The sequence below is a fragment of the Planktotalea sp. genome (assembly GCF_049680325.1).
Classification (GTDB): Bacteria; Pseudomonadota; Alphaproteobacteria; order Rhodobacterales; family Rhodobacteraceae; genus Planktotalea.
Genome location: NZ_JBAUHO010000175.1, coordinates 16027 through 37635 on the forward strand (window position 1 = coordinate 16027; position 21609 = coordinate 37635).

Here is a 21609-nt window from a genome sequence, read left to right on the forward strand (position 1 = left end):
ACGCTAGCGGTCCGCGAGGCCCATTGCGGTGTAGATCGGCGGTAAAAGCCAGCGTCGTTTGTGTCCAAGCGGGAATTTATTTGGCGGGTTTCTTAACAGATCGGGATAGGGTCGTCGGGTCGATTTGCCTTGAACCAGGTCTGCAAGTAATGCGCCGCAGTAACTGGCCATTGCTACGCCGTTCCCGTGGTAGGAAAGTGATGCAAACGCCCCCGGCATCCCCGGAATCGCACCTGTGAACGGTGCGCCCTTGGCGTTCATACAGACCAACCCAGACCACATATGCGGGGTTTCTACCTGCGCCCAAGCAGGGAACATCGTCTCGAAGTCGGATCGAATGAGCGCCTTGATTTTTGCATCCGAGCGCGCATTGGCAAATATGCCGCCGCGCATTCCGAACAGGAAACGACGGTTCGGCATCAAGCGGAAATAGTGCAGCAAATTGCGGCTGTCGAAGGCCATCTGCTCAGAAGTCCAACCCGCTGCGTTGATTTCTGCGTCACTCAGCGGGCGTGTTACCAGTACACTGGATTGCACAGGCAAATAGCGTGCGCGCAGCCATGTTGGCACGTCCTCGGATGAATAGCCGTTGGTAGCGATTATCACGCGCTTGGCGGTAAGTTTGCCTTGTGCGGTATGCAGCGTGAAACGCGCCCCTTGTTCGATCCGCGTGACGGGGGAATTTTCAATCAGCCTTGCGCCTGCGTCGAGTGCGACCTTAGCGATCCCGAGCGCATATTTGAGCGGGTTCAAGGCAAAGCCAATCGGAATAGTGAGCGCGCCGTGAAATGGGCCGCTCAGGCCTAGCTCTGGCAGGTCTTGTTTCGGTGTCAGGGTTGGTGAGACGTTATAGTCCGCTGCGGCCTGTTCGGCGTGGTGTTGCAGCATGTCCCATCGCGTGGGTTTGTGTGCAAGTAGCGTTTCTCCGTTGGAATGGGTTTTCGCATCAATGCCGTGGGTCTTCAGCAAATCTGCAACGTGTGAGATCGCATCTATCTCCGCCTGTCGCCATGCGCGCCGCGCATCAATGCCGTAGCGTTTGTCGATCTGTTTATTCGCAAGGACGCCGCCGCCCAGACAGCAAAACCCGCCGTTACGTCCGCTCGCGCCCCAGCCGATGGTTTCGGAGTCTAGCAAAGTGACGTTAACACCATCCTGAGCCAGTTGAAGCGCTGCATTGAGCCCAGTGAAGCCGCCGCCGATAATGGCGATATCTGTTTGGTGCGCGCCGCGAAGACTTGGCAGACCAAGCGGGTCGGCTGTGGTTTGCCAATAGCCGTTTCGGATTGGTTCCGGCCCATAGGCAAGCGGTTCGTAGATCCGTTTCATCCGCGCGCGGCGGCTTGTTCATCGCGTTGCTGTTTCAGGCTTGCTTGCTTAGAGATCAGCGAGGCAGTGATTACGCCAACTGTGACGATCGCAATCATGATCGTGGACAGGGCGTTGATCTCTGGACTGACACCAAGACGTACGGCGGAGAAAATTTTGATCGGCAGCGTTGTGGCAGAGGGGCCTGCCGTAAAGCTGGCGATCACCAGATCATCAAGCGAGAGCGTAAAGGCCAGGAGCCAACCAGAAATGACCGCAGGCGCAATAATCGGCAAGGTGACAAGGCGAAAGGCCTGCCAAGGCGAGCAACCGAGATCGAGCGCTGCTTCTTCCAACGAGCGATCAAACGACACCAGCCGTGAAGACACGACCACGGAAACGTAACACATCGCAAATGTGGTGTGCGCAAGGACAATTGTCAGCACGCCGCGATCAAGGCCGATACCGATGAACAAAAGCAAAAGCGAAAGACCGGTGATGACTTCGGGCATTACAAGCGGTGCGTAGATCATGCCGGAAAAGACGGTGCGCCCCTTAAAGCGACCTGCACGCACAAGGACATATGCAGCCATAGTGCCAAGGATCGTTGCAAGGGTGGAACTAAAGACCGCGACTTTGACAGTGACCCAAGCGGCGTTCAGGAAGGCCTCGTTCTGCATCAGCTCGCCGTACCATTTGGTCGAAAAACCTGCCCAGACCGTAACGAGTTTGCTCTCGTTGAAGCTGTAGATCACCAAAATGACCATCGGTAAGTAAAGGAAAGCGAAACCGAGGGTGAGAGAGGTGATGTTGAACCATGTGAACCGCTTCATCCTTCCATCTCCCTCTGTTTCTGCTCGTTCCGCTGGAACAGGATAATCGGGATGATAAGGATCAGAAGCAGGATGATCGCCACGGCCGAAGCGACAGGCCAATCGCGGTTGTTGAAGAACTCTTCCCAGAGCACTTTACCGATCATCAGCGTTTGCGAGCCGCCAAGCAGCGATGGAATGACGAATTCGCCCAAAGTTGGAATAAAGACCAGAAAAGACCCCGCGATGATGCCTGATTTGCTTAGCGGGATCGTCACCAGCCAAAAGGCCGAAGAGCGCGAGCAACCAAGATCCTCGGCGGCCTCCAGCAAGCTATCGTCCATCTTTTCCAGCGCGGAATAGATCGGCAGGATCATGAACGGCAGGTAGGTGTAAACGATGCCGATGTAGACGGCAGTATTGGTGTTCAGGATTGTGAGCGGTTCACTGATTATCCCTGTCCACAACAGGAACTGATTGAGCAGCCCTTCGTTGGATAGAATGCCCATCCAAGCGTAAACGCGGATCAGGAAACTGGTCCAGAATGGCAGGATCACAAGCATTAATAGCGTCGGGCGCCATTCGGGCGCAGCGCGGGCCATGGAATAGGCGATGGGGTAACCGATCAGCAACGTGAAGATTGTTGAGATGAGCGCAATCTTGAGGCTGGAAAGATAGGCTTTCCAATAAAGATCATCGGTTGTGAGGAAGGTGAAGTTTTCGAAATCGAGTTCGGCGAAAAAGCTAGTGAAACCCTTCCAGCCTTCAGCCAGATCGAGCTGGGGCAGGTAGGGCGGAATCGCCAATGCCGTATCAGAGAGCGAAATTTTCAGCACGATCAGGAACGGGATCAGGAACAGCCCGAGCAGCCAGAGATACGGAACCGCGATGAGAGCAAAACGCCGCATTCCTCAGGACTCCAACAGCACGCCGGCGGTGCCGGTGAAGCTAACCCAGACATCATCTTCCCAAGTGATATCACGGCGCGCGAGGCGACGGGCATTGGTCATCTGCGCCTTAATCATCGTGCCGTTAGAAAGTTCGACATGATAGGTTGAAACATTGCCGAGATAGGCAATGTCGATCACCTTCCCTTTTAGGGCGTTGACGGCTTCGGGCCTTTTCCTGCTGATATTCAGTTTCTCAGGCCGGATAGCAAAGGTCAGGGTCTTTCCAGCAGCAGCCTCGTCACCGTTAAGTGCAATAATGGGTGCTTCGCCTTCGGCCCAGGCGAGCGTAAGTCCACCATCAGGGATCATATCGGGTGAGGCGGCTTCAAGCTCTTCCGCGCTGGGCGCAGGAAGCAGTTTTGGTCCGCTGTCCTGCTTGCCCATGATTGGACTTAGCACCTTGCCCTGCAACCATTCCCCAAGTTTACCTGCCGTTGTTTCAGCCGCCGCTGGGCTGGCTTCTGTTTCCTGTGGCGCGCTGTGCTTGGCCTGTTTGACAGGTTTGTACGCGGGAATACGCGCTTTTGCGGTTCCTTCAATCAAATTCACATCGCCAATGAAATCGGCCACGTATCTGGAGTTAGGGGCTTCATAAATTTCAGCAGGTGTTGCGACCTGCATGATGCGACCTTCGTCCATCACGGCAACGCGGGAAGCGACGGTCATTGCCTCTTCCTGATCGTGCGTGACGATCACGAATGTTGTGCCGGTCTTTTCCTGAATATCCATCAGTTCGAACTGCGTGTCCTGGCGCAGTTTCTTGTCGAGCGCGCCGAGAGGTTCGTCCAGAAGGAGCAGCTTGGGCGCTTTGGCAAGAGAGCGTGCAAGGGCGACGCGTTGGCGCTGACCGCCCGAGATCTGGTGCGGCTTGCGGCGCGCAAATTTTTCAAGTCGCGTGAGTTTCAGCATCTCGTTCACGCGCGCATCAATAACATCCTTGGTCATATCCGTGCGGCGCAAGCCGAATGCAATGTTCTCATAGATCGAAAGATGCGGGAAAAGTGCGTAGCTTTGAAACATCATGTTCACGGCGCGCTTGTTCGGCGGGACGTTGTTCATGTCCTGCCCGGCTATTTTGATCGTGCCGGAGGTCGGGGTTTCAAAGCCGCCGAGCATCCGCATCATCGTGGTTTTGCCACAGCCCGAAGGGCCAAGCAGGGCGAAGAATTCTTGCGCGTAAATATCCTGCGTCAGATTATCGATCGCGGTAAAATCGCCGAAGCGTTTCGTCACGTTCTGGAATTGGATTAGGGGCGTTGCGTCTGGATCATCCCAAGGGGCAAATACCGTCTGAGTCATGTTTCAGTGCTTTCCGTTTGATCCAATTGGATAAAGTAGTCGCCTTTGGCCTCTCGCAGAATGGATAGAGGTCGACCAGCAGACGCAATTGTTTCTTTTAGTGCGGTCATGTTGCTTGTCTCGTCCAGAAGAAAAACGAATCCGTTTGGTGCAACATGTGCCATCAAGTTCTTTAAGACGTTGTTATGGATGGCTTTTGGCAACATATGCAATGTGCGATCGCACAAGAGCACATCAAATGAACCATCAGGCTGCCAGGTTGTAATGTCGCCTACCTCTGCAATGATGCTTAATTTTTCGCGCTTGGCAGCGTCTCGCAGCGCTGAAATGCCTGCTGGTGCAGCGTCAATCCCGGTAACGCGATAGCCTTTGCGCGCGAGCGCAAGTGCGTCACGGCCCTGACCGCAGCCAATATCCAGAATGCTAGAATGGTTGGGTACGTTCGCAAATATGCTCTCCATTAACGGAGCATAAGGCGCACCAAGTGCATCCTGCGTCGTTTCATAAAGTGCGTTGTAATCTGTCAATGCGCGCGCCCTGAATAACCTGCGCCAGAACTGGCTGGCGCAGGTGAGTTCGGCTTAGGTGCCAGACTTGATCTTGGTCCACATGCGCGTGACGACACGCTGTACTTTTGGTGGGTAAGGCGTGGTTGTGAACAGGTTGTTCAGTGTCGCCTCATCCGGATAGATCGCTGGATCGCCAATCACGTCTTCTGCCAGAAGCGGCTGGGACGCTTTGTTGCCGTTTGCGTAGTAAACGTAGTTTGACGCATCGGCCATGTTCTGCGCGTCCATGATGAAGTTCAGGAACACATGGGCCGCATCCGGGTTTGGTGCATCTGCCGGGATGGCCATCTGGTCAAACCACATCTGCGCGCCTTCTTTGGCTGCGTGGTATGCGATCTCAACACCATTCTCGGCTTCTGCTGCGCGATCACGCGCTTGCAGGATGTCGCCGGACCAACCGATTGCAACGCAGATATCGCCATTGGCGAGCGCGTTGATGTACTCGGAGGAATGGAACTTCTGGATGTAGGGGCGCACTGCGGCCAGAACGGGTTCTGCCTTGGCAATCACGTCGGGGTCATGGCTGACGGGGTCTTCACCGAGGAATTTCAACGTCATCGGGATCATTTCCGCAGGCGCGTCGAGCATATGAACACCGCAGTCTGCGAGTTTCGCCATGTTGTCGGGGTTCAAAATCAACTCAAGTGAATCGACAGGCGCGTCTTCGCCCAGCGCTTCTTTCACCTTGCCGAGGTTCACACCGATACCTGTGGTGCCCCACATGTAGTTGATGGAATAGGCGTTTTCTGGATCATACTGCTCTGTACGCGAGGATACGACATCCCACATGTTGGCAATATTTGGTAGCTTGGACATGTCCAGCTTTTGGAACGCACCCGCTGTGATCTGGCGCTGCAAGAATGTGCCAGTTGGCACAACGACGTCATAGCCCGAACCACCTGCCAGCATTTTTGTCTCAAGCAATTCGTTGCTGTCAAAGACGTCGTAGATCAGTTTGATGCCTGTGTCGGCCTCGAACTTTTCGAGCAGGGCTTCGTCGATATAATCGGACCAGTTGTAAACGCGGACTTCATCTGCGTTCGCGCTGGCCGCAATCAGGGCAAGCGTTGCGCTTGCTAGCATTAGTTTCTTCATGTGGTTACTCCCCAAGACATGATAGGTGCTGCGTTAAGTCTCGCAACATTCTGCCGAACATTGTTTTCACGCAGTTCGTAGAGTCGCAAGTTTTTATTGCATTGATTGACTTAGCCCAAGTGGCTCATATGCTGCGTAAGATTTGAAACTGCGCCGTTTGTTTGAAAAAGGAGCGCTCCATGAACGCCATCACAAACCACATGCCGACTGCTGAATTGCAGGCCATTGATGCTGCGCATCATATGCATCCGTTTACAACAGGTAACGAGCTTGCCGCGAAAGGCGCGCGGGTGATTACGGGCGCCGATGGTGTGATGCTGCGCGATTCTGAAGGAAACCAGATTTTGGACGCGATGGCGGGCCTCTGGTGTGTTAACATCGGCTATGGCCGTGACGAGTTGGCCGATGTCGCTGCACGTCAGATGCGCGAGCTACCGTTTTACAATACTTTTTTCATGACAACCCACGTGCCTGTTATCGCGCTCAGCCAGCGGCTTGCCGAAATTGCGCCTGAGGGCATGAATCACGTGTTCTTTGCAGGCTCAGGGTCAGAAGCGAATGACACCAACATTCGCATGGTCCGTACCTATTGGGACATGAAAGGTAAGGCATCCAAAAAAGTGATTATCTCGCGTCACAATGCTTATCATGGGTCTTCCGTCGGCTCTGGTTCGCTTGGCGGGATGAGCGGGATGCATGCGCAGGGTGGCCTGCCAATTCCGGACATCCATCACATTGGCCAGCCTAACTGGTGGGCTGAAGGTGGTGAGATGAGCCCGGAAGAATTCGGTCTGATGCGCGCCCAAGAGCTGGAGCAAGCCATCAACGAGATGGGCGAAGATCGCGTCGCTGCGTTCATTGCAGAGCCGGTTCAAGGTGCGGGCGGTGTAATTGTTCCGCCGTCGACCTACTGGCCTGAAATCCAGCGTATTTGCGACAAGTACGAAATTTTGCTGATCGCGGATGAGGTCATCTGTGGCTTTGGCCGAACAGGTAACTGGTTTGGTTCCGAAACTATGGGTATTCGCCCGGACATTATGACAATCGCCAAGGGTCTTAGCTCTGGCTATCAGCCGATTGGCGGTTCGATCGTATCGGACGAGATTGCAGCGGTGATTAACTCGGGCGAGTTCAATCATGGTTATACGTATTCGGGCCACCCCGTTGCCTCAGCCGTCGCGCTAGAAAACCTTCGCATTTTGGATGAAGAGGGGATAGTGACCCGCGTTCGCGAGAAAACAGCACCCTATCTGAAAAGCAAATGGGACGCGCTTATAGATCATCCTCTGGTCGGTGAAGTTAACCTGGTTGGGATGATGGGTTCGCTTGTGCTGACGCCGCATAAGGAAAGCCGTGCAGCGTTTAAGTCTGACGCAGGTACAGTTGGTTTTATCTGCCGTGAACGGTGTTTTGCTAATAATCTGGTGATGCGCCATGTTGGTGATCGAATGATTATTTCGCCGCCCTTGGTGATTAAAGAAGGCGAGATTGACACGCTTATCGAGCGCGCGGTTCAGTCGCTTGATGAATGCCATGCGACACTAAAGGCTGAAGGCTTGATGGTCTCTGCCTAAGCAAAAGTCTTTTTGACAGATTGAAATTGTGAATACGGGCTTCTGAAAAGGAGCCCGTATTTTTTTGCCGCTCGGTAACTTTCGCAACGCTCTGGAATCGATTGCGTTTGCGACGCGAATTTTCTAGCTTGATTACATAATGAAAATCATTTCCACATATCGGAAATGGCGGAATGTGATCTCAAACGGGGATTTGATGACGGATACGCTGAAAAAAGATCGACGCTTTGCAAGCACGCTCGCGCGCGGGCTTTCTATTCTGCGGGTCTTTCGTGCCAGTGATGATGGCCTGAGTCATATGGAAATCGCAGAGCGCACCGGCCTACCCAATGCGACGGTTTCGCGCCTGACTTACACGCTACGCGAGCTTGGTTATCTTAGTCATGCGGGCAAGAACGACCGCTATAGGCTTGGACCAGCAGCGCTTGCAGTCGGGAATGTCGCCTCTGCGTCAGTTTCGTTTCTGGAAACAGCGGATGAACCGATGCAATCGCTCGCCAATGCGACGGGAACGCTGGCGCTGCTTGCTGTGTGCGACGGGGAAAAGATGATGTTGGTCAAGACATGGCGCCCTGTCGAGACAGAAGCGATCTGGCTAGAGCCAGGCCATCGTTTGCCGATCTTCGGGTCGTCATCCGGGATGTCAGTGCTGGCATGCCTCAGTGACGCTGCGTTCAATGCCACACAACCAGATGACGAACTGCGCGCCTTTCGCCAAGCTGGATACGAACAACTCTTGGCGAGGGGCTTTGCGATTGCACCAGCGGCAACACGATATGCTGCAAGTGTGAATGCAGTCAGTGTGCCGTTCTATGCGGGTGAATTTGGAGAGCCTGCCGCGTTTTCATGCGGGGCCTTACCAACCATATTGAACGACCATCGTATGGAAAATGAAGTTGGGCCGAAACTGCGCGACACCGTGCGCGCGTTGGAAGCACGAACAGGACGTAGCCCCGCGCTGCTGCGTCGCGGATGAGGGACACAGACTATGAGTGATGCGATCGAATATGAACTGAATGGCGATGTCGCGATCTTGCGGGCGAACAACCCGCCTGTGAACGCGCTTGGTTATGCCGTGCGTGCAGGGCTCTTGGCTGGTATCGAGCGGGCCGAGGCGGAAGCAAAGGCCGTTCTGATCGTTGGCGGCGGACAAACCTTTTTCGCTGGTGCGGATATCAAGGAATTCGGCAAGCCGTTCAAGGACCCCAGCCTTCCCGATTTATGCACGAGGATCGAGCAAAGCCCGCTGCTTGTTGTGTCTGCACTTCACGGAACGGCGCTGGGCGGTGGTCTTGAGGTGGCGCTTAGCACGCATTATCGAATAGCGGTTCCGTCTGCGAAGGTTGGCCTGCCCGAGGTTCTTTTGGGTCTTCTGCCCGGCGCTGGCGGGACGCAGCGGCTGCCGCGCTTAATTGGTGCCGAAAAGGCAATAGAGATCATTACGACGGGCCGCCAAGTAGCAGCTGCCGAAGCGTTGGACTTGGGTATCATCGACGAAATCGAGGACGGCAAGGTAGAAGACATCGGCTTGGCCTATGCGCAGCGCCTTGTGGATGCAGGCAAATCGCCACGTCCTGTTGGCGGGCTTCCGCGGCCCGCCGCGATCGACTTTGACAGCGCTTATGACAGCGCAATGAAACGTGGTCGCGGACAGATTGCACCAGCGACGGCCATCAGGGCGGTTGAGGCGGCTAGCAATACAGACATCGCCGAAGGCCTGCTGCAAGAGCGTGATATGTTCATGACGCTTCTTGCATCGCCGCAAAGCAAAGGGATGATCCATGCCTTCTTTAACGAGAGAGCAGTGTCTAAATTGCCCGAACTCAAGGGAGTTGAGCCGCGTGATCTGAAATCGCTTGGTGTGATCGGCGGCGGAACAATGGGCGCAGGCATTACTGTTGCAGCACTGCTTGCGGGGTACGATGTGACTATGATCGAGCGCGACGGCGATGCCGCAGAGGCTGGCGCTGGGCGCGTTTCGGGTATCCTGCAAGGCTCTGTGAAGCGCGGCAAGTTAAGCCCGGACAAATACGATGCGATAATGGCCGACCATTTCCGCGCGCTGGATAGCTATGACGCATTAAGCGACGTTGATCTTGTGATCGAAGCGGCATTCGAAGAGATGGGCGTCAAAAAGGCGATTTTCGCTGAACTGGACCGTGTGTGTAAGCAAGGCGCAATTCTGGCGTCCAACACATCCTATCTTGATGTGAACGAAATCGCGGCAAGCACGTCGCGGCCAAGTGATGTGATCGGACTTCATTTCTTTTCGCCTGCTCATGTGATGAAGCTGCTTGAGGTTGTTGTTGCAGATGCAACTGCGCCTGATGTTGTCGCGAGTGGTTTTGCCCTTGGCAAAGCGCTGCGCAAAATCGCTGTGCGCTCTGGCGTGTGCGACGGTTTTATCGGCAATCGTATCCTCAAAACCTATCGCACCTGCGCAGACCACATGGTCATGGACGGTGCATCGCCGTTTGATCTCGATGCTGCAATGACAGATTTCGGCTTTGCTATGGGCCCCTATGAAGTGGCCGATCTTGCAGGGCTCGACATTGGTTGGGCGACGCGCAAGCGCCTTGCGCCGACACGTGATCCGCGTGAACGCGTGGCAACATATGCAGACAAAATGTGTGAAGGCGGGAATTTTGGCCAGAAGACCGGCAAAGGTTACTACGTTTATGAAAAGGGCAAACGCGGTGGCACGCCGAACCCTGAAATGATGGCGTTCATTGAAACAGAACGCGCAGAGCTTGGCATCACTGCACAGCACTTCACCCATGCGGATATCCAGCGCCGCTATATGTGCGCGATGGTGAACGAGGCTGCGAAGGTTGTTGATGAAGGCATCGCACGCCGCCCGTTGGACGTGGATATGGTTCTGCTTTTTGGCTACGGATTTCCGCGCCATTGGGGCGGTCCTTTGAAATGGGCCGATATGCAAGGGCTGGATGGCATTCTCGCCGATATACAAGCCTATGCAAAAGAGGATGATTTTTTCTGGCAACCGTCTGGTTTGCTGGAACGCCTCGTTGCAGCGGGCAAAACGTTTGATGATCTAAACAAGGGAGAAACGGTATGAAACAGGCCGTCATCGTATCCACGGCGCGCAGCGGTTTGGCCAAGTCGTTCCGCGGCTCTTTGAACATGACCCATGGTGCGACGCTTGGCGCGCATTCGGTTCAGCACGCCATCGCGCGCGCGGGCATCGACCCCGCGACGGTCGAAGACGTGCTTATGGGTTGCGCCACACCAGAGGGCGCAACAGGGGGCAACATTGCCCGACAGATCGCGCTTCGTGCAGGTCTGCCGGTCACGGTTTGCGGCGCTACTGTTAACCGTTTCTGCTCGTCCGGCTTGCAGACGATCGCAATGGCCGCACAGGCAATTCAGAACGGATCTGGCCCGATGGTCGCTGGGGGTGTTGAAAGTATTTCGATGACTGGAAATCACCGTGTTCCATCGCAAGATTCATGGCTTTTAGAGCACAAACCCGCCGTCTATATGACAATGATCGAAACTGCCGACATCGTGGCCGAGCGTTATGGCATCAGCCGTGAAGATCAGGACGCATATGGCTTACGGAGCCAGCAACGCATGGCGGCTGCGCAAGCGGCGGACAAGTTCGCGGATGAGATAGTTCCAATGTCCGCGACTATGGCCGTGAAGGATAAAGAGACAGGCGAAGTTTCCCATCACGAAGTCACCGTTGATCGCGATGAATGCAACCGCCCAACCACGACAATCGAGGGTCTAAATGGGCTGAATCCAGTACGCGAAGGTGGTTACGTGACTGCTGGTAACGCAAGCCAGTTGTCCGACGGTTCGGCGGCCGTGGTTCTCATGGAGGCCACTGATGCCGAGCGCCAGGGCATCGAGCCACTTGGTGCCTTCAAGGGATTCGCCGTCGCAGGATGTGAGCCTGACGAGATGGGGATAGGACCTGTTTTCGCGGTGCCACGTTTGCTTGAGCGTCACGGGTTGAGCGTGGATGATATTGATCTTTGGGAGCTGAACGAGGCCTTCGCGTCTCAGGCGCTTTACTCGCGTGATCGCCTCGGGATCGATGACGAAAAGTGCAACGTGAATGGCGGTTCTATCGCGATTGGTCACCCCTTCGGGATGACAGGTGCGCGCATGACGGGCCACTTGATGCTAGAGGGCAAACGCCGCGGCGCAAAGCTGGGGGTTATCACTATGTGCATCGGCGGCGGTATGGGCGCTGCTGGCCTCTTCGAGATTTTTTAAGGAGTAAACAATGGACCTTAGCTACAACGCAGAAGAGCTCGCCTTTCAAGCGAAAGTGCGGACCTTCATGAAAGAGAAGCTGCCGACGAACCTGTCCGAGAAGGTGCGTCTGGGCGGTGAACTGACCAAACATGATATCGAGCAATGGCACGGTATTTTGAATGACAATGGCTGGTTGGCGCAAAACTGGCCGAAGGAATTCGGCGGTGCCGAATGGGATGCTGTGCAGCGTCACATATACGAAGAAGAAGCTGCGCTCGCGAATGCACCGCGTATTGTTCCGTTCGGCTTGGCGATGCTTGCGCCTGTTTTGCAGAAGTTTGGTTCCAAAGAGCAGTGTGACCATTGGTTGCCGCGTATTCTGGATGGCTCTGACTGGTGGTGTCAGGGCTATTCAGAGCCAGGCGCTGGATCTGATCTGGCATCCCTGAAGACGCGCGCTGTGCGTGATGGCGATCATTATGTGGTTAACGGCCAAAAGACCTGGACGACGCTTGGCCAGCACGCGGACATGATCTTTTGCCTTGTGCGAACAGACACCGAGGTGAAGCAGCAAGAGGGCATATCCTTCCTGCTAATCGATATGAAAACTCCGGGCATCGAAGTGCGTCCCATCATTCTTCTGGATGGCACCGCAGAGGTGAATGAGGTCTGGTTCACAGATGTGAAAGTTCCGGTTGAAAACCTTGTTGGCGAAGAGAACAAGGGTTGGACCTATGCCAAGTATTTGCTGACGCATGAACGCACGAATATCGCGGGCGTTGGGTCGTCCAATGCAGGTTTGGAAGCTGTGAAACGGATGGCAAAGGCGGAGATGTCCGGTGGCAAACCACTGATCGAGAATCCGCATTTTGCAGCGCGCATTGCGCAGGTTGAAATTGATCTGATGGCGATGTCTTTGAGCAATCTGAGGATTGTAAGTCAGGCCGCAAAAGGTGGCGCGCCGGGGCTTGAGGCATCAATGCTAAAGGTCAAGGGCACGATCATTCGGCAGGAGATCAACGATCTAGCCCGACGCGCGGCCGGGATGTACGCTTTGCCGTTTGCGTCCGAGGCGGTTGAGGGCACGAATGAACACCCGATTGGGCCAGAACATGCGGGGCCAGTCGCCGCGCAGTATTTCAACAACCGTAAACTGTCGATCTTTGGCGGCTCAAACGAAGTGCAGCGCCAGATTATTGCCAAGACAACATTGGGGGCGATGCGATGAACTTTGAACTGACTGAAGAGCGGCAAATGCTGCAAGACACGTTGCGTCGTTTTCTGGCCGACAAATATGATGTCTCAACGCGTAACGCGATCCTGGATAGCGAAAATGGAATGAGCGCTGACATCTGGGCGCAACTGGCCGAGCTAGGCGTCCTCGGGGCTTTGTTCACAGAGGATGATGGTGGATTTGGCGGGGCGGGCTATGACATCTCCGTCGTCTTCGAAGAACTGGGTCGCGCGGGTGTTGTCGAGCCTATTCTAGAAACGTGTATCCTTGGTGGTGGTCTTGTTGCCGCCCTGGGAAATGAGACACAAAAGGCCCTGGTAGAGTCTGTTATTGCAGGCGAAACACGTCTTGCTTTGGCGCATAGCGAGCCGCGTAGTCGCTACGATCTGAGCCGTGTTGAAACGAGCTATAGCGACGGCAAAATGACGGGACATAAGTCCATGGCGCTAGGCGCGCCGAATGCGGATTATGTCATCATTTCTGCCCGTGAAAGCGGTGGGGTCGAGGATCAAGATGGCATTTCGCTCTTTTTAGTGCCTGTTTCTGATCTGGAGTTGCGCAGCACACCGATGATGGGTGGCGGTATGGCCGCTGATATCTATCTTGATGGACTGGCAGTTTCGGAAGATATGCGTTTGGGTACGAAGGGCGGTGCTTTCCCCTATTTAGAGACTGTGAATGCAGCGGCGATCACCGCTATCTGCGCGCAGACGCTTGGTAGCATGGAAACGGCAACGCGCTTGACCGTCGAATACCTGCAAACGCGCAAACAGTTTGGCAAGGCAATCGGTACATTTCAAGCCTTGCAACACCGTCTGTCAGATATGCTGATCGAACTTGAACAGGCGCGATCTGCTGTGATCGGTGCGGCTGGCTATCTGAGTGCAGATCCTGCCTTGCGGGATCGTTATGCCAGTGCAGCCAAGAATTTGATGGGTCGTTCGGGTCGCTTGATCGGCGAAGAGGCGATTCAGATGCATGGCGGCATCGCGATGACGCAAGAATTCGAGCTTGCCCATATCGCGAAGCGCATCATCATGGCGGATCATATGTTCGGTGATACAGATCATCATCTTGAACGATTCATAGCGCTGAGCGCTGCTTGAATGGTTCAGGAAATTCGGAATGAAACCGGCACGCAAAGGCTGGTTGGCTATGTAGTTGAGGTCGGAGTTGAAGAAGGCTCCGCCCGCTGCTGGCTTGATCTGGATGAAAGGCACCTGAACCGACACAATGTCCTACATGGCGGCATCGCGACGATCCTGCTGGACAACGCCTGCGGTACGACCGGAAGCTTGACGGTTGATAGAACAGGCCTGGCACCGTTTCTGTCGGTTTCATTGAACGTCCAGTTTCTTGCACCCGGATTGCCGGGGCGCGTGACTGCAACGGGTAAGATCACGGGTGGTGGCCGCTCGCTTAAGTTTATTTCGGGTGAATTGCGTCATGAGGACGGCACGTTGATCGCGATCTCGAACGGAGTCTTCAAACGTGTCCCACAGGAGAAACTAACATGAGCCTTGCACGACTAGAACAACACGGAAAAACGCTTGTTATCATAAACTCCAACGCTTCGCGTCGAGGAGCATTGTCGCCTGAACTTTATGCCGTCATCAACGAAGCGCTGGGACGTGCGCAAGACCCCAATATCCGCGCGATTATTTTTGCGTCGGAAGGCGGGTTCTTTTGCTCGGGCGGAGATTTGAATGCGTTGCAAAACCGTGCAGGGCTTAATCTTGAAGAGCGACGCGAGAAAATTCAGGAACTGCATGATATTGCGTCGGGCCTGCGAAGTGCGCCGGTCCCGATAATCGCAGCGGTTGAAGGCGGCGCGGCGGGCGCTGGTCTTTCCCTTGCGCTTGCGTGCGATATGATCGTCGCAAGCGCGGGCGCAAAGTTTACAGCGTCCTACGTCAAGGCGGGCGTTGTGCCCGATGGGGGCCTTACATCCGCACTGGCGCGAATGCTGCCACGACAACTGGTAAGCGAGATGTGCCTATTGGCGCGTTCGGTCACGGCAGAACGTTTGGCAGATTTGGGCGTAATCAATGCGATTTCGAGTGATCCAATGGCCGATGCTATGGCGCTTGCCGATGAGTTCGCAAAAGGGCCGCGCAAGGCGCAGGGCATCATCAAGGGCCTGGTTGGTAAAGGCTACGAAAGCAGCGAGGACGAACAGCTTAACGCAGAGCGAGAGGCGATGATCCGCGCCGTTGCCGACACAGAAGCGCAAATTGGCATTGCAGCTTTCCTCAACAAAGAAACACCAGAATACCCATGAAAATCCATGAGTTCCTAGAAAGCCAGGCAAGTGCGCGTTCTGATGCAATCGCTATCCAAGATTGGGACGGCACGACGTGGAGTTTCGCCAAAGAGTGGGATGTCGCGCAAAAAGGCGCTGAATTTCTAAGTCTTGCCGGCGTGCAGCGCGGCGATCGCGTTCTCATGGTAACTGAAAACTGCGCGATGCTTTGTGCGTTTATCTTTTCGTGCTCTTTGATTGGGGCCTGGGCCGTACCCGTTAACGCGCGCCAAACGGCGGCGGAACTTGAGCGGATCATTAACCATGCGACCCCGCGTTTGGGCCTATTCATGTCAGAGGTCTCGCCAGATGCAAAGGCGCACGGCACGCGTTTGAACGCGCGCGATGTGGCGGGCGCTTGGGGCAACCTGATGGTTTCTGAACTTGGGCCAAGCGACCCTGTGCCTGATGCTGATGTGGCTGTTATGCTGTTCACGACAGGTACCACCGGAACACCCAAGGGCGTCATGCTAACGCAAAGCAATCTGGTTTATGCAGGCAAAACATCTGCCCATACCCGCGGCATGACGGTGGCGGACACCGTTTATGGCGCGCTTCCGATGACGCATGTCTTCGGCCTTGCCTCTATGCTGATGGCATCGACATTTGCAGGCGCGACAATTCGGCTGGAGGCACGTTTCACCGCCGCCAAGCTTTATGATGCACTGACAAGCGGGGTGACGATCCTACCCGCAGTGCCGCAGATGCACGCGCTGCTGATGCAATACACAGCAGAGCAAGGCATCGAAAGCATCGCTGGTGGACCGCTGCGTTACGTGTCGTCTGGCGCGGCCCCGCTTGATCCGGTTTGGAAACGCAAGGCAGAAGCGTTCTACGGGATAGCGCTGCAAAACGGCTATGGCATGACCGAAACCAGCGCAGGCGTTTGCACTACAAAAAGCGAGTTTGGCGACCCTGATATCTCTGTTGGGCCGCCCTTGGCTGGCGTGGAAATTAAAATTGATGAAACTGCCGAAGGCGGGGGCAATGGCATTGGCGAAGTCCTAACGCGCGGCCCGCACATTATGCTTGGCTATTTTAGAAACCCCGAAGCAACTGCGCAGGTAATTGACAGCGATGGGTGGATGCACACAGGTGATCTCGGCAAGATCGACGAAAAGGGGCTGTTGCACATTCTTGGCCGCAGCAAGGAACTTATCATTCGTGGCGGCTTCAACATCTATCCGCCCGAGGTGGAAGCGGCCTTCAACGATCACCCTGCGGTCGTTCAATCTGCAGTCATCGGACGGCGCACTGCCACTGGGGACGAAGAGGTTCTGGCCTTTGTGCAAATTCCCGACGACGCTGTTGTAACAGTCAAAGAGCTGCGCACTTTCGTCGCAGATCGTTTGTCGGCCTACAAACGTCCCGGCCAGATCGTGCTGACACAAACCCTGCCCGCTGCGCCGACGGGCAAGCTGCTCAAGCACAAGTTATTGGATACTTTCGCCAGTCAGATAAACTGAGTCCGCTTCATTTTGCCAATAAACTCAATTGCGCGGTATCAAGCCCAGCTCTGGCGCGATCTGGACACGCGACACGCCGGCAAAACGGGCCATGCGCCCAAGTTCTTTATGTAGCTTTTCCAGGCGTGCAGGCGTGGCTTGCACTCCGTTCTCCCACCATAGCCCGGTGACGTTCAAGGCATCTTCACTGCGTATAGCTTTCATATCTATCCGCCCGATCAGCTTGTCCGATTCCATAATCGGGAAAACGTAATAACCATACTGGCGCTTCGCCTCCGGCACGAAGATTTCGATGCGGTAATGGAAGCCGAACAGACGCTCGGCCCGTTTGCGATCTCTTAACGCTGGATCAAAGGGGCTCAAGATGCGCAGCCGCGAGGTGGGCTTGAGAGGCGTTTCATCCATCAGGCCGTCGCGCGCGAAAGAGCGGCGGAGCGTCCCGTCCGTGCCTTCGATGTCGAGCTCGATCAAACCTGCCCGTGCACACCACTCTTTCGCCTCGGCTTTCGTGACAATGTCCCAAAAGTCCGCGATCTCGGTCGATGTGGCAAAACCCAGCCGATCCAGTGCGGCGTTACACAGCCAGTCAATGCTTTCAATTTGTTCAGGGGCCGGGCTTGTCACGGCTTCGTCCAGAACCCTTTCGGTCACGTCATAAAACTTCTTGAAGGCTTCGCGCCGTGTGACGCTCAATGCGCCTGTGCGCCAAAGATATTCCAGCGCGGTTTTTGATGGATGCCAATCCCACCAGCCACCTGAGCCACGTTTCTCACCCTCGCCCACACAAGCCGAAGATTTTGGCCCCTCGTTTGCGATCTGCTTTAAGAGATCATCGACTTTCTCTTCAAACCCTTCGCGCCGCCAGCTGCGCCATTGCTTGCGCAGCTTTTCGGCGTCGCGGGTGAATCTTAGCTTCCAATGCGGGAAAAATTCGGCCGGGATAATAGACGCATCATGGGTCCAATGCTCGAAAAGCGAATGGTCTCTTTCTAACAGCGGTGTCAGATTTTTGGGGCGGTAGGCAGCGCGCCGGGCCCGAAGCACCATATGATGCGCACGCTCTACAGTATTGATGCTATCAACCTGAACAAAGCCAAGCTGTGTGATGAGGGATAACAGATCATCGCCTTTGCCCGTTCCTGTCGGCGCAGCATTCAGCAGATGGCGGTCCAGAAAAACAGCGCGTGCCTTTTTGTTGCTAAGGACGGGCAGCGCCATCAATCAGCGCCGCTTCAGCGTGTCGCCAAAGCTGATTGTAGGCGTTAGCTCTACGCGCTTGCTGATCTCTGCGTTCGGGTTTTCCACGCGCTCTGCAATGATCTCGGCCGCCTTGCGCCCGATTTCAAGGCGGCATGCATCCATCGTTGCCAATTGTCGCGGCAAGCCTTGCAGCAACTCGACGCCATTGAAACCGGCAAGGCCTATCCGCTCTGGAATGTCAAAGCCCTGCTCCATCAGATAAAGCAATCCACCGGCACCGATCATGTCGTTGGAATAGTAAAGAAAATCAAGATCCGGGTCGCGTTTCAGCATCGCCGCCGTCATCTCGCGCCCTTTGGCGAGCGCGGAACCACCAGAATAAAACTCGCGCTCGACAATTTCGACGCCTGCTTTGCCCAGAACTTCGGTAAATCCTTCAAAGCGTTTGCGCGCTCGGTGATCGAGGGGCATCTTTGTTCCCATAAACCCGATACGTTCATAGCGTCCTTTCAGGATCGCCTTGGCCATTTCACGTCCCGCCCGACGATGTGAAATGCCGACGCTTGTATCGATCGCCGTCCCATCAACATCCATGATTTCGACAACGGGAATGCCCGAGGCCTTCAGCATGGCGCGCGCTGCGTCCGAATGCTCAAGCCCGGCGATAATCACGCCAGATGGGCGCCATGACAGCATCTCGAAGAGCACACGCTCTTCCTTCTCAGGAAGGTAGTCGGTGACGCCAACGACAGGTTGAAGCTCTGTATCTTCAAGGACTTGGGAGATACCTGTCATGACCTCTGGAAAGACCATGTTGGAAAGCGAGGGGATAATTACCGCAACCAGATTGACACGCTGCGACGCCAGTGCGCCCGCGATTTTGTTGGGCACATAGCCGAGTTCCTTGGCAGCTTTCAGCACTTTTTCGCGGGTTGTCGCCGAAACGTCACCGCGATTGCGTAAAACCCGGGAGACGGTCATTTCCGACACGCCAGATACCTCGGACACATCGCGCAATGTTAGCGGACGGGCATCAGATTTGGACAAGGTGCAACTCCACACAGAACTCTGTTAACGCAATCATAATTCGGAAATGAAGCAAGTACCATGGCCTAAGAGTTCTTGGCGGCTCCATTGACAATTTTGTAGCGAGAGCACGCACGTCGCTTTTTTACGCGACATGTAAAGTATGTGTGGGACATGTATGAAATTTATGCTACGAGACGCTTAAGGAGAATGCAAAATGAGTACGGTCGAGCAGCTTCACAAGCCTTCAAAAACCAGCATCGGCGGATTGTTGCGCCTAGAGATCACAAAACGCGACATGTCGGTTAACCAATTTGCTGACGCCGTTGGCGTTTCGCGACAAACCCTGAGCGCAGTGCTAAACAATCGTTTGGACGTCTCTAAGAATGTTTCAGAGAAACTTGGTTTATTCTTAGGCGAAGCGCCAATGCGTTGGTATGATTTGGGGCGTTCGAAATCGCCATTGGAAATGCCGGATTCCAATACGTTTTTAGAAACCGCCGCGCTTGTCGACCATCAAATTGAGGCCGCGCTAGACAACGGTTTGATTACCATTGATCCATTTGAGGCGACCAACCTTAGGCAAGCCTCCTATGATCTGACGCTTGGTCCTAAAGTGATAGATATTGTGCGCAGCGAAGAGCTTGATTGGGATCGTGATCGCTTTCAGATCAAAGCAGGTCAGGTCGTAAACGCAATTACCAAAGAGAGATTGTCTCTATATAATAAATATTTAGCACGGGTTGGAGCGACGACGAATCTTGCGCGCCTTGGTCTGATTGTTAGCCATGGGTTTCGTGTTGATCCTGGCTTTGATGGGCAGCTGCAGTTTTCAATTTTTAATCCGACGGCAACCCCAGTCACAATTTTGCGCACGACCCCTGTGCTGTCTATTGAGTTACACAGATTGGGAGTTTCACCTAAACGCGGATTTACCCAGTCAATGCTTGCCCAAGATGCAGCGCTAATCTCCAATCGTCGCGATGCATTGGCAGATGCGCTCCGCGACTTTGTTGGAGGTCATTTGCGCGCTTCACAGGCTGAGGATGGGACTTGGAATGGATGCGTTGAGTCATGGCCCGACATGGAAGTTTTCGCTATGCCGACCCGCGAAGATGTCGTGGATTGCTTGACCCGCGACATCGCGGAATTGATTCGTCAAGGATATGATACGCAGAGCGTAAGCATGAGAATCACTGAACAAGCTCGGGATCGTTTGAGTAGAATTTTGGTTACGTCAGACGACATTGGAGAGATCTATAGCGCATTAGATATCAATGTTGACGAGAAAGACGACATGATTTCAGCTGCTTGGATGGAGGGGAAGCAATCAGCCCATACCGTAAATGTAGGACAACGTCGCCTTAGCTTCATCTTGCAGGGCATTGAAGTTGCGGCATTTATTGATTGGATTTTAGAAAGCAAGGACCTTCAGAAGGGACAATAAAAAACGAACAAATGTAAATTTTAGCAAAATGAAATCAAATAGCCAAAAAATACTTTACATAGCCTTGGATTTCGAGTGTGATGAGGACACTACTTACCCAGTAATGTGCCTCATCACGGCGAACAGGTTGCACCCTGTTCATTTCAACTCTAGCATCTTTTTGAAGATATTGGAATGACACCATGATGGGGCCGGAAAGGAAATTCCGATGTCAGTGTCATTCTACACTTCTACGAAATCTACCATCAACGATATCACCGCTGCGTCCCAACCGACGCTTCACGTGCATCCCTTTACCCAGACAACCAGCACGAAGCTGGCTTTGGTGGATTTTTCCCAAACTGCCACCCAGTGCCACAAGCCTTATCTGGTGGGCCCTAACCTTCTGTCGGGCGTTTTGGACGGCGCGATCCAACCAGGAACAAAGCTAGTCATCCCTTCTAGCGGCAACACCGCAAGCACTGTTGCCTTTTTTGGCGATCAGATTGGCCTGCCCGTAAAAGCATTTATGCCAGAAGGAACAAGCTTAGCCAAAATCAAACGCTGTCGTGATCTGGGCGCAGAGGTGACTTTGATCGCGCCACAGCAGGGCGTGTCATCGCTTGCAGCCACCAACAATGCGGCGCGCGTTTATGCAAAGGATCACGGCTCGGATGCCTACTTGATTGATCAGTTCGGGCCAGCGCCCTACGCCCACGACATCGAGTGCAATATTGGCACGGTTATGCGCACTGCCTGTTTGAAGAAACTCGGCCGCACCCCTGGCGCTTGGGTTGGTGGCGTTGGAACTGGCGACAGCTTGATGAGCATGCGTCGCACGGCAGTTGTACATGAAGAGCAGGCCATGATTGTGCTTGCTGATATCGACAACGGCTTTTTTGCCAGCCATGCACGAAACATACCGGATCAAGGCATCGAGGGCCTCAACGGTTCGTTTATCCCAAGCGCTTTTCATTCTGGAGCACCGACTAAGATCCTGACAGCCAGCGTTCAGGAAGCCCATGAGGCTCAACTCGACCTTAAGTCCTACGCAGGTCTTGATGTTGGCCCTTCTTCAGGCTTGATTGTGTCGGTAGCTTTGAAACTCTGCTGGGAACTTA

19 protein-coding genes are annotated in these 21609 nt (G+C 54.4%); 11 read left to right on the plus strand and 8 right to left on the minus strand.

Translation table 11 applies throughout. The features are described from left to right. Positions 1-3: 3 nt before the first annotated feature. From WBC85_RS08090 to WBC85_RS08115, 6 genes are read right to left on the minus strand one after another with little or no spacing between them, the layout of a single operon-like run. The gene (locus tag WBC85_RS08090; RefSeq protein WP_424435042.1) at positions 4-1329 is read right to left on the minus strand and encodes an NAD(P)/FAD-dependent oxidoreductase; all 1326 of its coding nucleotides are present in this window, start codon (positions 1327-1329) and stop codon (positions 4-6) included. Then, a complete protein-coding gene (locus tag WBC85_RS08095) occupies positions 1326-2141 on the minus strand; it encodes an ABC transporter permease (protein WP_424435045.1) in 816 nt (271 codons plus the stop codon). The genes WBC85_RS08090 and WBC85_RS08095 overlap by 4 nt, the downstream gene beginning before the upstream one ends. Continuing rightward, the gene (locus WBC85_RS08100) at positions 2138-3028 is read right to left on the minus strand and encodes an ABC transporter permease subunit (RefSeq protein WP_424435048.1); all 891 of its coding nucleotides are present in this window, start codon (positions 3026-3028) and stop codon (positions 2138-2140) included. Before WBC85_RS08100 ends, WBC85_RS08095 begins: the two co-directional genes overlap by 4 nt. Positions 3029-3031: 3 nt before the next feature. After that, positions 3032-4369 carry an ABC transporter ATP-binding protein gene (locus WBC85_RS08105; protein ID WP_424435051.1) on the minus strand — a complete coding sequence of 446 codons (1338 nt, stop codon included), beginning with the start codon at positions 4367-4369 and terminating at the stop codon, positions 3032-3034. Then, complete coding sequence (locus WBC85_RS08110) at positions 4366-4896, minus strand: class I SAM-dependent methyltransferase (RefSeq protein ID WP_424435054.1); 531 nt, start codon at positions 4894-4896, stop codon at positions 4366-4368. The genes WBC85_RS08105 and WBC85_RS08110 overlap by 4 nt, the downstream gene beginning before the upstream one ends. A gap of 54 nt (positions 4897-4950) precedes the next feature. Continuing rightward, the gene (locus WBC85_RS08115; protein WP_424435057.1) at positions 4951-6033 is read right to left on the minus strand and encodes a polyamine ABC transporter substrate-binding protein; all 1083 of its coding nucleotides are present in this window, start codon (positions 6031-6033) and stop codon (positions 4951-4953) included. Between the two features lie 179 nt (positions 6034-6212). Between WBC85_RS08115 and WBC85_RS08120 the strand changes: the two genes are divergently transcribed. From WBC85_RS08120 to WBC85_RS08160, 9 genes are all read left to right on the plus strand, one after another. Next, a complete protein-coding gene (locus tag WBC85_RS08120; RefSeq protein WP_424435060.1) occupies positions 6213-7607 on the plus strand; it encodes an aspartate aminotransferase family protein in 1395 nt (464 codons plus the stop codon). Between the two features lie 196 nt (positions 7608-7803). Next, positions 7804-8583 (plus strand): IclR family transcriptional regulator, encoded by a 780-nt coding sequence (locus tag WBC85_RS08125; protein ID WP_424435063.1) that lies wholly within the window; start codon positions 7804-7806, stop codon positions 8581-8583. A 12-nt stretch (positions 8584-8595) separates the two neighbouring features. Next, entirely contained in the window at positions 8596-10686 is a 2091-nt protein-coding gene (locus tag WBC85_RS08130) for an FAD-dependent oxidoreductase (protein ID WP_424435066.1), read from the plus strand. Further along, positions 10683-11852, plus strand: coding sequence for an acetyl-CoA C-acyltransferase (locus WBC85_RS08135; RefSeq protein WP_424435069.1), 1170 nt, complete (start codon positions 10683-10685; stop codon positions 11850-11852). Before WBC85_RS08130 ends, WBC85_RS08135 begins: the two co-directional genes overlap by 4 nt. A gap of 10 nt (positions 11853-11862) precedes the next feature. Beyond that, the gene (locus tag WBC85_RS08140; RefSeq protein ID WP_424435072.1) at positions 11863-13062 is read left to right on the plus strand and encodes an acyl-CoA dehydrogenase family protein; all 1200 of its coding nucleotides are present in this window, start codon (positions 11863-11865) and stop codon (positions 13060-13062) included. Then, positions 13059-14174: an acyl-CoA dehydrogenase family protein gene (locus tag WBC85_RS08145; RefSeq protein WP_424435075.1), complete on the plus strand. Its 1116-nt coding sequence runs from the start codon at positions 13059-13061 to the stop codon at positions 14172-14174. The genes WBC85_RS08140 and WBC85_RS08145 overlap by 4 nt, the downstream gene beginning before the upstream one ends. Beyond that, complete coding sequence (locus tag WBC85_RS08150) at positions 14175-14585, plus strand: PaaI family thioesterase (protein ID WP_424435078.1); 411 nt, start codon at positions 14175-14177, stop codon at positions 14583-14585. Further along, a complete protein-coding gene (locus WBC85_RS08155; protein WP_424435081.1) occupies positions 14582-15349 on the plus strand; it encodes an oxepin-CoA hydrolase, alternative type in 768 nt (255 codons plus the stop codon). Before WBC85_RS08150 ends, WBC85_RS08155 begins: the two co-directional genes overlap by 4 nt. Next, entirely contained in the window at positions 15346-16836 is a 1491-nt protein-coding gene (locus tag WBC85_RS08160) for a class I adenylate-forming enzyme family protein (RefSeq protein ID WP_424435084.1), read from the plus strand. The genes WBC85_RS08155 and WBC85_RS08160 overlap by 4 nt, the downstream gene beginning before the upstream one ends. 24 nt (positions 16837-16860) lie before the next feature. Here the strand turns inward: WBC85_RS08160 and WBC85_RS08165 are convergent, their stop codons facing one another. Both WBC85_RS08165 and WBC85_RS08170 read right to left on the minus strand, forming a co-directional pair. Further along, on the minus strand, positions 16861-18054 hold the full coding sequence (locus WBC85_RS08165) for a winged helix-turn-helix domain-containing protein (protein ID WP_424435087.1): 1194 nt from the start codon (positions 18052-18054) through the stop codon (positions 16861-16863). A 3-nt stretch (positions 18055-18057) separates the two neighbouring features. After that, positions 18058-19083 carry a LacI family DNA-binding transcriptional regulator gene (locus tag WBC85_RS08170; RefSeq protein ID WP_424435090.1) on the minus strand — a complete coding sequence of 342 codons (1026 nt, stop codon included), beginning with the start codon at positions 19081-19083 and terminating at the stop codon, positions 18058-18060. A gap of 196 nt (positions 19084-19279) precedes the next feature. Here WBC85_RS08170 and WBC85_RS08175 point away from each other — a divergent pair, with 196 nt between their 5' ends. Together WBC85_RS08175 and WBC85_RS08180 are read left to right on the plus strand one after the other, a co-directional pair. Further along, the gene (locus WBC85_RS08175) at positions 19280-20509 is read left to right on the plus strand and encodes a dCTP deaminase domain-containing protein (protein WP_424435093.1); all 1230 of its coding nucleotides are present in this window, start codon (positions 19280-19282) and stop codon (positions 20507-20509) included. Between the two features lie 208 nt (positions 20510-20717). After that, the coding region (locus WBC85_RS08180; protein WP_424435096.1) for a pyridoxal-phosphate dependent enzyme at positions 20718-21609 on the plus strand (892 nt) is incomplete at its 3' end.